2 protein-coding genes are annotated in these 15307 nt (G+C 41.6%); both read right to left on the bottom strand.

The genetic code is table 11. The features are described 5' to 3' along the window. Positions 1-25: 25 nt before the first annotated feature. Positions 26-7345, bottom strand: coding sequence for a cytotoxic necrotizing factor Rho-activating domain-containing protein (locus tag HMPREF0201_RS10090; RefSeq protein ID WP_039898244.1), 7320 nt, complete (start codon positions 7343-7345; stop codon positions 26-28). Positions 7346-7770: 425 nt separating this feature from the next. Beyond that, a complete protein-coding gene (locus HMPREF0201_RS10085) occupies positions 7771-15069 on the bottom strand; it encodes a cytotoxic necrotizing factor Rho-activating domain-containing protein (RefSeq protein WP_244878506.1) in 7299 nt (2432 codons plus the stop codon). Positions 15070-15307: the final 238 nt, after the last annotated feature.

Below are 15307 nucleotides of genomic sequence, written 5' to 3'. Positions count from 1 at the left end.
CGGCAGGTGCAGGCGTGCAACCGGGTTACTCTTTATTTGTTTTAGATATAATACGCATACCGATAAACGCAGTGTAAAGGTCACTTAAGGTATCCACTGAGGTATCAAAAATTGAATCATTTATTGTGGAGTCTATGCCGTTTAATCTTTGATGCTGGCTGAAGAGAGTGGTTAAATCTCCGTTCGCATGGTTTATTAACAGGTCTTCTGAATAGGCTGAAATATTAACAACTCCCTTGTTTTTGCTTAGCACAGCATAAGCGAGCGCCGTTCTGGATTGATCCTGATTTGTATGATATTTATTGTAGTCAAATGTCGTTACGTTAGTATATAAGTTTGATGTTATTCTCGTACTTCCTGTTGTTTTTGTATTCTTCCCTAAATAGGTTATTAAAGAACTGGAATAATCAGAGAAAATTGATGGCAGATCCTGGTTTTTTAATAGTGCTGTCTCAAAGCCAGATACCGACGTTCCTTTCATTAAAACATGAGCATTATAGATGCTTCGGACCCCTTGTTGGCTTGTTAGCCACTCGGTATCACCGGGTTGTTGCCCGGTATGATAAGCGTAAAAATAGTGGTTGTCAGTTGCATAAATCATTGTGCAGCCGCTGAGGTTCCCGGCTGAAACAATCACCGGTTTGCCTTCAGGTAGTAGGTCAAAGGCTATTTTTATTGCTACACACCCTGAGTTTCCATTAGATATTTGTATAAATTCTACATTTTCATCCAGCTCTCCGAGTTTCCATTTCCCGATAATAGGCCCATTTATGGTTTGAGACGACAGATGATTTCCAGTTGTTGATTTTATTTTTCCTTGTAAAGTGCCTTTTAGATCAGAATGGGCGAACTCTTTTGTTATTGCCATATTAAATTTATTATCACGACGAACGTATGTAAATGGCGTTAAGATTTTTGTGTTGCTCTTAACATCAAGAATGCCTTTACTCCTAAAAGGAAGCGTCGAACCTGAAATTAATTGTTTCTGTAACGCATTGGTTTTGGCCTTACCAGGAATTGTAGAGCGGTGGTCAATAACCCATCGGTAATCGATAAAGTTCATGCAAATGAGGCTGGTATCTAACTCTATTAATGCTGTTTGTCTGGCCATAGCTCTTCCGGTATATATTTTATATAATTTTCCATTATTGATAACATAACGTATGTTTGACACTGTGGCTAAACCATACTCATCAATAGATTGTATCGAATTCATCACAGGTGATGTAATATCCTCTGAAATAGATATCGCCTCCGGAGTTGATAAGAATGATGCAATTTCATCAGAAACCGGGGTGTTAAATATAATTTTATTGTGTTCGGTTAATAGGTTTACTTTGCTGAAATATAGATAGTTAGATAGCCTGATTGGTAAACGTTGCACGCACTCCAATTCTTCTATTATTCTTCTGGTTTTTGTTAGTGTAGTTTCAATCCTATTGGGTACGGGAATGTTTTTATTAACGTATTTAATTTCTTCATCCTGAAGATTTAGCAGAATAGTTTTCTGCGTATCTATTTTCTCATCAATTGAGTCAAGCATACTTAAGGTTGTTGCATTTTTGACTCTATGACTATCTGTAGAGTATGTGTGTGCGAAATCATTAATAAATCCCTTAGGGATATTTACCATATGAAAATCAGGATCTTTTACAAATGATGATTCAAGGTAATTATAACTACTAACATTAGATAATTCATACTTTGCGGCAGTGAGATTATCATATTCTTTGAGGATAATTAGATTGTTTTTTAGCTTATCAGATTGAGTAATATCTCTAACCCATTGTTCCCAGGATGTGATCCTAATTTTATACTTCCGATCCATTAAGGAAACAAACTGTTCAAAAGTTGCATCGATGAGCAATTTATCATCAGCTTTATTAGCTAAAACAGTATAATGGGTAAGTGGGGCGGTATCTGACGGGAATTTATATACCAGACATCCGATGATTTTTGTGTCGTAGCCTTGACTTTGCAATATATTAGACGCTTGTTGGCAGGCTTTATCAGATTGCCCCTGAGGTATTCGAACAAATTTTTCTAGTATTTGATCTGTATATAATTTATTGGGGGCTCGTGATATCATTTCATCCAGTTCAATACCTGTTATTTCATCAATATATCTGTAATTATAGGCCGGGTTTCCTGTAAAATATTTTGATTCTGGATTGGTAATTGTCATGCCTTTAGCGGGTATTTTGATCGATATATTATTACTATCACCTGGAATTGCCCCCCTTGTTCTGGTTGATATTTTTATTATGGCACGGTCACCCAGACCTGCTAATTTAGAACCCATAAGTATAAAAGGATCAATAGGGTTTAGTAGAGAAGCGGAGAATTCAATGGTGTTAACAATAGCATCCTGAATTCTGGGTATTTTTTTTCGCACCATAGGTAATGATAGCTGGAGGGTTTTTATATATTTTTCTGTTCCTCTAAGGGTGGGGTCAGATTTTAATAACATTTTTTGAGTTTTTCTTGTGATTTTTTTAAAAGTGTGGAAAGCAGAATTTGCGAGTTTAATGCCGGGAAAAGAAAGTCCTGCGCCGACATCTATAATATCCCACACCATGTCTGCCATAACAGGTTGATACTGTGGGTCGTAAATTTTTCTTTTTAGCATCGAATAGAATGGTATTAATGAAAGTAAATCATCGAAAATAGATTGATTACCTTTGTTTTTTAACTCATTAGCGGCGTGGGTGTATCTTTTATGAAAATCATCGATAATTACATTCTTGAAGATCACAGAATCTGAATGATTTTTTTTGTCAGCCTCTATCAAAATCTCCGCAATTGTTATGTTATCATTAAAAGGCATTTTTGCCTGGAATGAAAGATCATCGCCAATATTTAATGCTTTATACACATGAGTGTATAACTCCTCATATTTTGGTGTTGCACTGATTTTTTTTGTTAGTTTTTTATCGAGATTAATTAGTGCCGGATAACCAAGCATGTTGGTATATAAATATTTTTCTGAGTCTTCAAGTTCTATGGTTATCGCTGAACCAAGGTACTCTCTTTTTATCGGATAATGGCCCACTCTGGAGTCTTTTATCGAGATTTCACGTATGTATTTATATTCCTGTGTGCTTTTAACCGTTTTTATAAGACTTTCCCATGAAATAAATTGCTCTCCAAATAAATAAAAGAAATTTGTTGCCGTTATAATGGCCTCCTTTTTTGAATCGCTGACAATGTAGTCATTATAAATCCTGTACAATTTTTTTGCGGTTATAGAGGCACCGTGAGCTTCTCTCTGTACCTGTTCAAGAGGATGTAGGTTTCTTTCAAAGAAGCTGCCCGTTAATAATGGAACGGATTTTATTTCAAGCATGCTGCGGTCTATTGAATAGAATGACTCAGGGGAAAAATCTGCATTTTTATACTTTTTGGTGCCTTTCGACATGTATTGATACAGCAGGTAACTTCCTGTTTTTATATAATTATCAATTTCATTTTTTAATGTTATTGCTCTATTGGATAGATCCAACGCCAGTGCATCATAGAAGTCATTTCTAATTTCAATGCTTTGGATTTTTTCTACTTCGTCGAATGTCTTTTGAATAGCGGTTGATTTTAAAATCTTTAGAAAATTAGATATATTGTCATCTTTAGTATTATAAAGAGCTATTACTTTTGAATTTATTTCTTTATCATTAATAAGGTCTCGCCAATACAACATTATTTTATCCCATTCCTGTTTGAAAGAGGCTATTTTGTTTATTTGCAATGAAAGCATAATGTATAATGCGTACTGCTGATAAGCATCAGGTGGACTAGTGAAGTTTTCAATTAAAAGAGTTGAGATTTCATCTCTATCGTTTAATAAATCATTAATGGCTGAAGTTGCTGCACGAGAATATAAATTACCATGATTGCCTGTTGTTGTTTTGGGTAAATTATTTTTTATGATCTCCATATAATCAATGCTACATTTTGCCCATTTTTTCCGGTAGTTTAATAATTTTGATGAATTGATAAAGCTCACATCAGTTTTGAATGCTATAGACTGAGAGTTTTTTATAAATCCATCATAATCACTTGTGAGCATGATGTTAATAATTTTATCTCTGCCGCGTATTAGCATGTATTCCATCTCATCCAGAGACACATCATAGCGATCATCCTGTTGTAAGGAATTTACTTTCTTTATTAAGAAATCAAAGGCTGATTTTTTATCAGTGATGATATCATCGGTTTTATCAAGTTTAAATAATTCTTTCGATATCAACTCTTCTATTTTTTTATAAGTGTCTTCTGCGTACAGACCAATCTGATTACGGAATGAAAGATTTTTATTTTCGCCCTCCATTACATCTCTGAGGTGTGGAAACTGGTTAAATCCAAAGGTAACACTATTGCACATAAAGTCGTAAATTATCTCAGGAATGTTATTTTTTGTTGCGTGTTTTGTATATAAATTTGCAGAGAGATTATTTTCAATAAAATAACATAGGGTGTGATATTCAATGGTTGCTGAAACCCTTTTATTTATTTCTACACTTGGACCTATTTTGTTTATTCTTGAGATCAATTTATCTAATAGGATGAGGCTGTAGATGAAATAGTCTGCATCAAATTGAGTTGGAGATAAAGACGAAGATGAGTTACCTGGAGGATGAAGATTTTTCACATAATTACTGAGGATTTTCATGAAAAATAAGATTGCTCCAGAAACAATTTTCGTTTCCTCTTTGATGGGGGGATTTTCAGCATTTAATATTTTAATAAATGTGCTGATGTGTTTATTAATTATCTTATTGGACGAAATATTCCATGTTTTGAAACGGAGATTAATATCACTGAGGCCTAACTCTGGCTCTGGTCTGTTGTAATTTTGAGCAATTCGTGTTGCATTATTGCCAGGACTTAACTCGCGTTTCACCCTCGTTGCTCTGGTATTTAATGCTGGTTCGTGATGTTTAGCCTGGTCGCGGTATTCATCATTAAGTATATCCCTGAAAACCTGCTGCAACGTTAGCGTCTTTTCTGCTCCCCAGTTCTGCCAGGCAACCCAGGCTGTAGTGGCCCCCATACCTGAAAGAAGCGCTATTGGTACAATATATTTATGGCCATGAGCCGGTGCAGTAGTCGGGGGGATCGTCGTTACGCCCTGTGGTTGTAGTTCCTGCATCTCAGCCCCGGTTGCGATTTCCCGCTGAGGAGCCTGGGGATTATAGGCGCGCCAGAACATATAGAGCGAGGCCAGCCACCCCGCAGACAACCCGGCAACCACGCCAATTTCTTTTGCGGGAGAGGCATCACCTTTTGCCCATACTGACTTATTGCCTTTGTCGTATTCCTGGGCAATTTCGAAGAGTTCCAGTAGGAATTCGCTTTCCTCCTTTTGAACTACACCGTCGTTTTCTTCTACCTGGGCCTGCGGTATAACGGCCGCGTCCGCTTCAGGAAAGCGTAATGGGTCGCTGAATTCCGGCAATTGCGCCCAGAGATAATCAAAGGTCGCGACCAGACTGTCGCTAAGGTAATTGGCTATTCGTGTTTCCATCTCTCTACGCAAAGTTGCCAGCCCGGGATGAGGATCCTGCTCTATTGCCGCCAGCAGATTGGTGGTCCAGGTTAACCAGCTGTCGGTAGGCGGTATTTGTTTTATTGTGTCGTGCAGGTTCGAAAGCAGCGGCAGGTAAGGCACCAGATCGACTAATCCAGCAAGCTCCGAGTGGGGCCGGATTGCAAAATAATCTTTCAGGTTAACAGTAAGATCGCGCAGTATGGCTTCACGCTCCAGGGCATCACCTTGCAGCAGGGATTCATAAATGCCCCGAATCAAACACAGCTCAATATATCGCTGGCAAAGCCAGTCATTAACTTGGGACAGGCCAAGTTTTCTGATGGCCCAGCGCAGCGTATCCTGCCACGGCTGGTCGACGGGCAGTTCAACAAGGGCTGAGAGCGTTTCTGCACTCTGTAGAACATAGTCGGGCAGTAATTCCCTGAGCAGGTCAGGCGTAGTATTAATCTCTCGCTGAAGATCGGTAAAAAATCGCTCCATTGTTTGTTGCCAGGTGAGCCTGGCGGGAAGCTGTTGATACCAGTCCCAGGTGCTGAGAGCCAGCGAGCCCCCGGAAAATGTTCGCACCGCTTCACGCATGGCGTAGGCAACGCCCGCGCGAAATCTAAAATTTCTCAGGCATAGTGAAATAATCCGGTTGGATTTCTCCCGGATGGGTGATTCCGGGTTGGCGAGGATAATAAGCGCATTAAAAAGGGTGGGATTGACCACTCTACTGTCGACCTGCTGGCGGAGCGCGTTAATAAATTTGCTGAGAGGCTGCTGCGCCAGTAAAGGATTTAGCTCGCTGGTAGGAGCATTTGCATTCTGCCTGGCCCATTCCAGCTGTTGAGCCAGCGTTCCTTCTGAAGGAAACTGGCTGACCATACGCAGTAACGGCGTGCTCAGTTTTACCGCATCAATTAAAGCTGAGGGGCGTTCTGCTGCAATATGGCGTACGACACGCGGATCGTTTAAAAGCCGCAAAAACCAGTTGATGCGCTCCGGCCAGTCGCTGCAGGTAGGTAAAGGAAAGCGACTGGCCAGCTCTCTGCTGCTTTCATGTAGCGCACGCAGTTGCGTCCAAAGCTGCGTATAACTGACGAGCATGTGCTGTAAGGGCTTTGGTAATATGTCATGCTGCTGGATAACCAGTAGCCATTCTTCTGGGGTGGTGCCCTCCGGCATAAGGCGGGCCTGAAGCAGTACATCAGCCACCTTGCGCAGCTGCATGGGAAGCGCGGATAACTGATGGAGCAGGGTGGCAGGTAATTGCTCTTTCACAACGCCCAGGGACAACAGGTATTCAGCCTGGCTGGCGAATTGCCGTATTTCAGCACAAAGCGTGGGGAGCCTGGTGGCAGAAAGCTGGTAAATACTCAGCCCTGCACGAGCTAGTTCACTGAGGTTTTTGAGCAGGGGTCTGTAGTGCTCAGGAACATGTTGGTGGTAGCGGGAAAGGAGTTCGCAGAGCATCCTCAGGCGAGCGCTTAATACACCATGGCTTTGCGCCAGGGTGCGTAACTCGGAATGTAACTCCTCCAGGCCGCCCAGCCGCGAGAGGAGCCTTAGCGAAATACTGTAGAGAATTTTATCCACCATATGCCCGAAGAGCGCATTAACGGGAGAAGTGGCGGGGGCGTTTCCACTGTTACCCAATGCTTCAGGTTCAGATGCCGGTGTTGTGGTTTGGGGGAAATGGTCAAGCGCGTCAAAATATATATCGTCTTCGGAATCTACATTTTCCACCACGTCGCGTTGATGCGAGGAGGCATTATTTATTCCTTGCCAGGATGTTCCTTTGCAATCGGAAATATTCATATCCATTTTCTCTTTGTGAGTTGTAAGGGGAAATTGCGTCAGGGACTAACCGATTCAGAGATTTCAATAATCACATTGGCCCGTAATATCGATTAACCGGCCTGATACTATGCGCGGTTTTATGCGCAATGCCAGGTAAGCTATTTGCAGAAAAAGCGCCTTTACCACGGCGTATGGCGCCATTGGACCAAATAAGAGTGTATTGGCCAGGATGCTCGTGCTTTGGGCATGGATATCGTCCACGTCATAGATATGCCGGAGTGGGTTATGGACCGCAGGGACTGTGCTTTGCAATGTTAAGTGCAGGGGATAAGCATATTTTTATTTGCCTGGAAGAGTCAAAATAATGGGAAGTACGCCTGCTGGTGTAACAGGCGTAGACGACAACATCCAGCAAGCTCATAGCGCTTCGTAGATGATTATTTCTATCGAGTCATCGCAAATGCAAAATAAAGATCGCTTAATGTGTCTTCCGAGGTATCGAAGATTGAGTTATTGGTGTTGGTTACGTTCCCCGTTAATCTTTGGTGAAGTCTGGAGAGGGTTGTCAATTTATTATTTTCAACAGATATTGATAGATCTTCCGAGTAAGCTACGGCATTAACAACACCATCGCTTTTACTTATTACGGCATAAGCCAGACCCACTCTGGCCTGGTTCTGAATAGTATTATGTTTGTTATAATCAAAAGCTTTGATATCAGAGAACCGATCAATTGCTATGCGGGTATCACCTGTTGCCTGGGTATTTTTTCCGAAATAGGTTATCAAACTGCTGTTATAATCAGAAAGTATTGTAGGGAGATGCTGGTTTTTAAGGTCTGCCGGTGCAACTGAATCTATTGTCGTTCCTTTTAAAGCGAGATGCGCCTCATAAATACTGCCGACACCTTGCTGGCTTGTGAACCAATATGCGTCGCCGCGTTCTTGCCCGGCATGGTAAGCATAAAAATATTTATTATCAGTAGCATAGACCATAGTGCAACCACTCAGGCGACCCGCGGAAATGATTAATGGCCTGTCTGGCTGTAAGTCTGCGAAAGCGATTCGTATACCAACACATCCAGAACTACCATTGCTAACATGGATAAAATCTACGTCATTATTGATATCGCCTTGCTTCCACTCTCCAAGAATGGGACCCTCGAGAGTTCTTGATGTGAGATTATTTCCTGTAGTGGTGCTTATTTTTCCTGCCAGTAAATCCTTCAAATCAGAACGAGAAAATTTTTTTAAGCCAGCCATGCGCGTTTTTTCATCTGTTCTAAAAAAATCAAATGCAGTTTGGATAGGGCTATTTTCAAGCGTGTTTAATAATCCTTTGTTTCTTAGTGGCAAGGTTGAGCCAGAAAGCAAAGTTTTCGTTATCGCCATGTTTTTTTGTTGAATAGTCATGGTTGACCCTTTTTCAAGAACCCATCTGAAATTGACGAAATTCATATTAAGAGTTCTGCTTTCAAGCTGTAAACGCAGGCTGTTTTTGAACCCGCGATTGCTTTTATCTACCCTGAAAAGCTTACCATTATTGGCGAGATAAGTTAGGTTATCAGCATAGACCAATCCATGTTCATCGATGGTTTCAATCATCCTCATCAAAGGGTGGGGGATGTTTTCAGAGGTGGAAAGGGCACCGGGAGTCGACAGCAATGTCACTATTTCATTAGAAACCGGGGTGCTAAAGGTAACTTCCTTGTTGTCGGTCAGAAACTGTCTTTTATTATAATAAGGATAGTTATACAGCCGATTAGGTAAATGACTGGTTTCTTCCAGGGAATACAATGTCTCTTTGACTTTTATTATCTCGTCAGAAATTGATTGCGGTACTTCTATTCCTTTTTGAATATAAGAGGATTCATTTTTATAAAGTTCATTTAGTTTTATCTGCTGCTCATCTATCTTCGAATCAAGTGAGTCAAGCATACTTAGCACCGCAGGGTTTTTCATCCATTGCATATCTCTAAAATAAACCTGGGCATAGTGTTTTATAAATCTGGTTGGAGTGTTAATAATCTGGAACTCATCATCTTTTATATTATTAGCTTCAAGGTAGTTAACACCCTCGAAAAATGCAAGATCTGACTTTGCATCAGTAATGTTTTTAAACTGCTTAATAATAATCAATTTGTTTTGCAGTTTTTCTGAACTAGTTATTGATTTTACCCAGTCTTCCCATGAAGTAAACATTGGCTGGTGTTTTCTTTTTGTCTTAGCGATGAATTGCTCATAGGTTATATCAATCATTAATTCATCCCCTTGTTTGCTAGCGTAAGCTGCATAATAACTGAGAGGTGACTTATCCAGAGGATTCTTATATATAAGGCAACCAATAACCCGAGTGTCATATCCGTGGAGTTGTAATACATTAATTGCAAGTTGTGTGGCTTCTGCACTTTTCCCCTCAGGTGAAAGAGTAAATTCTTTTAATTGCACATCTGTAACCAAACTATCAGGAAGCTGGTTCTTTGCTATGGACAGATGCTCAGGTGGGATTTCATCGATATATTGAAATTCGTCTATAATATTCGCTCCGATTGATTGAAACGCCTGATAAGGCGGCGTAATATTTAGCTGTGGTAAGAAAACTGACATATTATATAGCTCACTGTCCTCGGCTAATTTTCGCGCACGGGCGGGTACATTTCGAATGCTCTGATCAAGAATCTGAGAAATTTTGGTGCCAACATACTGAAAAGGTTCGACTGGATTGAGAGCATTGGCCGTAGTCTTCAGGGCGTTTATCAGCGATTCTCTTGCTATGGGTAATTTCTCTCTCAAGGAGGGTAATGAGAGCTGAACTATTTTTTGATACTTTTCAAGCCCTTTCAGTTCAGGTTCAGATTCTTCTAATACTCGGGTTGATTCCATGAATATTCTTCGAAGAGCTAAAAATGCAGTGTTACCAAGCTTGATACCCGGTAGAGATAGAGCTATGCCGACATTAATAATGTCCCATTTCATATCTGCAAGCGTAGGGTGATATAGCGGATCGTTAATTTTCCGTTTAACTATAGTGTAGAATGGGATAATACTGAGTATTGAATCTAATATTGAACCGTTACCTTTTTCCCTTTGCGCCCTGGCAGCATTTACATATTGCTTGTAGAACTCATCTATGAAGATATCTTTGATGGTGGTAAAATCTGTTATATCCTTTGCAATAGCATCAACTTTAATTGTGGAACTAATATTTTCCTTTTTATAAGGGGCAATTAATTTGAGTTTATCGCTCTCAATTATGTCTGAGATTTTGTATAAGATCTCATATATTTCCTCATACGTTGGTGGGGTACTTAACCTGTTTTTTGATTGTTTACCGAGAAAAGCAATTGCAGGGTAGCTAAGAAAATTGGCATACAAATACTTCTCGTCATCGTTAATTGTAATAATTTTTGCCTCGCCAACATTGGTCCAGTCAGACACATAGGCAGGTGAGTCTTGTGCATGAATATAAAACGAATGAGTAAATTTGAAATTTTCAATGCTTTTTATCTTTTTCACAACGCTATGCCATGTCAGTAGCTGGTCTCCATATTTATAAATCATATTAGTTGCAGCAATCCTTGCCTCTGCTCGTGCATCATCTGCGATATAATTATCGTAAAGGTTGTAAAACATTTTAGTGGTTATAGATGATCCGAGAGACTCTCTGCTTACCTGTTCCAGCGTATGAATATTTCTGTCATGAATGCTGCCAAACATATAGGGGATAGCTGCTTTTTCAAGTGTATTAAGGTCCAGCGAATAATAACTCTCTGGAGAGTATGTGTTTTTTGTATATTCATGAATGTTTTTCGTCATATATTGGTAGAGTAAATACATTCCAGCTTGCACATAGTGTTTAAGCTCTTCTTTGATTATTATCACATCTTTATGGCTGCTGGTGGTGATTTCATCATAAAATGCAATTGCATCATTGTCGCTTGGCGTGATGTTTATCTTCTTAAGCGTTGTTTTAATTGATTGTATTTTTATAACCCTGATTGTTCGATCTACGCTGTAATCAGTTTGCTGATAGAGAGAGATGATGGCTTTTTTTATTTCCTGGTTTTCAATGACGGTTTTCCAGTAAAATTGGATTTTATACCAGTCCTGCCTGAATGAAATTATTTTGTTGACTAGTGTTGATGTTATTATATACAAGGCATATTGCTGTTCAGCCCCAGGGATGTCTGTAAAGTTGTTGAGAAGATCTTTAAAAACCATAATTCTTTCATTAAATAAACAATTGATCGCATCAGATGCAGCTAATGTGTATGAATCAGCATTATGCTGGTTGACTTTTCTATCCAGAAAATCATTTATCACATTCGCATAACTCTTATTAAATCTTTCCCACTGCTCTACATATATATGCAGCTGTTCTTCATTTATTATGCCATAAAGATTTTTAGATATATTTTCCCGGGCATTATTTGTGATTTTTTCGTAATCGGAGAGGGTAAGCATGTCTATAATAGCGGTTCCGGCACGCATCATAATATCTTCCACTTCGTCCAATGATGCATCAAGGGGAGCATCATTCTGCATTTCATTTATTTCTCTCATGAAAAACTTAAAGGTTTCCTTTTTGTTGGAAATAATACTTTCGCTTGTCTCAAAGGGTAACATTTGCGCGGAGACCAACTTCCTCACTGTTTCAATAGTTTTACTGTTATACACTCCTACGGCATTCCGTAGAGAAAGGCTTGGGTTGTTTTTCTCCATTTCACTTTTTATTTGAGGAAACTTTATAAAGCCAAAGGATGTGTCATTACACATAAAATCATAAGTCGCAGTAGAAACATCATCTTTATGGTTGTGTTTTTCATTAAGAATCGATGCTAATTCATTCTCTATGAAATGGATGATTTTTTTATAAGGGCCAGTTTTTTCCAGCCTTGATATTATTTTTATCTCTGAATTTATTCTATGTAATCTATTTATTATTTTTGAAATTAATATAAGAGTGTAAATGAAAAATTCCACATCGAATGCATTAATTTGGACTGAAGATTTGATGCTTCCCTTCGGGTATACTGCGTTGATTTTTTTTCCCAGAGCCTCAACCAAATGCATTATCATTCCAGCAATAATGATTTCTTCTTTGCGTATATCTTTTCGGGTGTTCTTTAACACCCGAATAAGCGCGTCAGTGTGTTGTTTGATTTTAGTGTTAGCTGAGACATTCCAGATACTTAAGTTTGCCTCAAGCGCTTCATAACCTATCTCATGATCGGGCGATAAGGGTGCTTGTCTGACTGTTCTGCTCTGAATATTCGGCAACATACGTTTTGTTCTACCATTATTTGTACCCAATATTAACTTATGCTGGTTATTCAGATATTCCCGCTCGTCACCAAGCATATCCCTGAATACCTGCTGGAGCGTTAAAGTCTTTTCGGCTCCCCATGCCTGCCAGGCAACCCATGCTGTAGCGGCCCCCATGCCTGAAAGGAGCGCCATTGGTAAGATATATTTATTGACATTAGCGATACCAGCAGAGGCAGATGTATTAGCAGGAGTAATTCTCGGGCGCGCCCCGGATATGCGCTGCGGCTGAAGTACCTGCATCTCTGTGTCAGAGGCTATTTCCTGGTGTGACGCAGGGTAATTATAAGCACGCCAGAGCATATAAATAGAAGCCAGCCATCCGGCAGACAACCCGGCAACCACTCCCGCATCCTGCGTAAGAGAAGCATCCCCCTGTACCCATACTCGCTTATTGCCTTTGTTGTATTCCCCGGCAATAGAGAAGAGTTCCAGCAAGAATTCTGTTTCTTCTTTTTCATCATTCTGTGCTTGTGGAAAAGCGGCCGCCTCGGCTTCAGGAAAGCGTAATGGGTCGCTGAATTCCGGCAATTGCGCCCAGAGTGAATCAAATGTCGTCACCAGGCTGTCGCCGAGATATTGGGCTATCTGCGTTTCCATCTGGCTGCGCAAAGCTGCCAGCGCAGGGTGAGGATGTTGTTCTATCGCCCTCAACAGGTGGGTCGTCCACGTCAACCAGCTGTTGGTAGCCGGTATGTGTTTTATGGTTTCATGCAGGCTCGAGAGTAGAGGCAGGTAAGGCAATAGATCTACTAAGCCCGCCAGTTCCGAATTTGGCTCTAATTCAAAGTAATCTTTCAGGCTGATGGCCAGATCGCGCAGTAAGGCTTCACGCTGTACGGCATCACCATGCTGCAATGACTCACAGACACCCCGGATTAAACATAGCTCGATGTAGCGCTGGCAAATCCAGTTATGGGCCTGAGAGAGGCCCAGTTTTGCGATAGCCCAACGCACAGTATCCTGCCAGGAAGAGCCGACGGGTAGATCAATTAGCGCCGAGAGTGTGGATGCGCTTTGTAAAACGTAATCTGGCAGTAGTTCTCTGAGCAGTTGAGGGGTAGTGCTAACCTGCTGGTTTAGCTCGCTAACAAATCGTTCTATCATTTGTTGCCAGGTGAGACCCGCCGGAAGTTGCTGGTACCAGTCCCATGTGCTGAGGGCCAATGCACCACCGGAAAATGTTCTTGCTGCGCCACGCATGGCATAGGCAATTCCCCCGCGGAATCTACAGTCTCTCAGGCATAGCGCGATAATATTATTGGATTTTTCCAGTAAGGAGAGGTCAGGGCTGGCGAGAATGAGTAGAACATTAAAAATGATGGGGCTGCTGATTCTGTTGCCAGCCTGCTGGTGCAGAGTGTTGATAAATTCGGCCAGAGGTTGCTGTGTAAGCAACTGTTTCAGTTCTCTGGAGGGAAGTGCGGCATGCTGCCTGGCCCATTCCAGCTGTTGAGCCAGCGTTCCTTCTGCAGGAAACTCGCCGACCATGCGCAGCAGGGGTTCACTCAACTTGACCGCGTCGACTAAGCCGGAGGGTACATTTGCCGCGATTTGGCGTGCGGTTTGCGGATCTTTCAAAATCCTCAATATCCAGTTAATGCGCTCCGGCCAGTTGTCCTCAGCCGGTAAAGGATAACGGCGGGCCACGGCAATATTGTTGTCGTGCAGTGCGCGCAGGCGCACCCAGAGTTGCGTATAGCTGGCCAGCATTTGCTGTAAGGGCTCAGGCAATACGCCATGCTGCTGGATAACCAGCAACCAATCCTCCAGGGATGAGTCCTGCGGCATTAATTGCGCCTGCAGCAGAATATCGGCCGTCTTTCGCATCTGCATTGGCAAACGGCATAATTGATTGAGCAACGCGGCCGGTAATTGCTCTTTCACAACCCTCAGGGACAATAGATATTCAGCCTGGTTGGCAAATTGTTTTATTTCACTGAAAAGCGTGGGCAGCCTGGTTGCAGAAAGCTGATAAATACTCAACCCTGCGCGAACCAGTTCATTGAGATTATTCAGCAGGGGTTGGTAGTGCTCAGGAACATGTTGGTGGTAGCGGGAAAGGAGTTCGCAGAGCATCCTCAGGTGAGTGGTTAATACATCATGACTTTGCGCCAGGGCGCGCAACTCGGTATGTAACTCCTCCAGGCCGCCCAGCCGCGAGAGGAGCCTTAGAGAAATACTGTAGAGAATTTTATCCACCATATGCCCGAAGAGCGCATTAACGGGGGAAACAGGGGGGGCGTTTTCACTGTTACCCAACTCTTCAGATGCAGATGTTAGGGTTTGGGGGAAATGGTCAAGCGCGTCAAAATATATTTCGTCTTCGGAATCTACATTTTCCGCCGCGTCGGGTTGATGCGAGGAGGCAATATTTATTCCTTGCCGGGACGGACCTTTGCAATCGGAAATATTCATATTTATTTTCTCTTTGTCAGCGATCGGGGTGGAGATACTCATTTCTTATACAGCCAATTTTTAAGCCCGGGCTCCGGGGCTGGGCTGGTAAGCCCTGTTGCGGGATCAATCGAGGGAGATAGTCTCTTCTTCGTCGGGTGAGGGGCCTGCCGCCGACGAACTTACCCATATGTTTCTTGAATAGCTGGAGAGTGAATTTGCGGTTAATCTGGCTTCTTAATATGCGCCGTTTTATTTG

The sequence above is a fragment of the Cedecea davisae DSM 4568 genome, from assembly GCF_000412335.2.
Lineage (GTDB): Bacteria > Pseudomonadota > Gammaproteobacteria > Enterobacterales > Enterobacteriaceae > Cedecea > Cedecea davisae.
The sequence above is the reverse complement of the archived record's forward strand: the minus strand, read 5'-3'. Positions and strand labels throughout refer to the sequence as shown.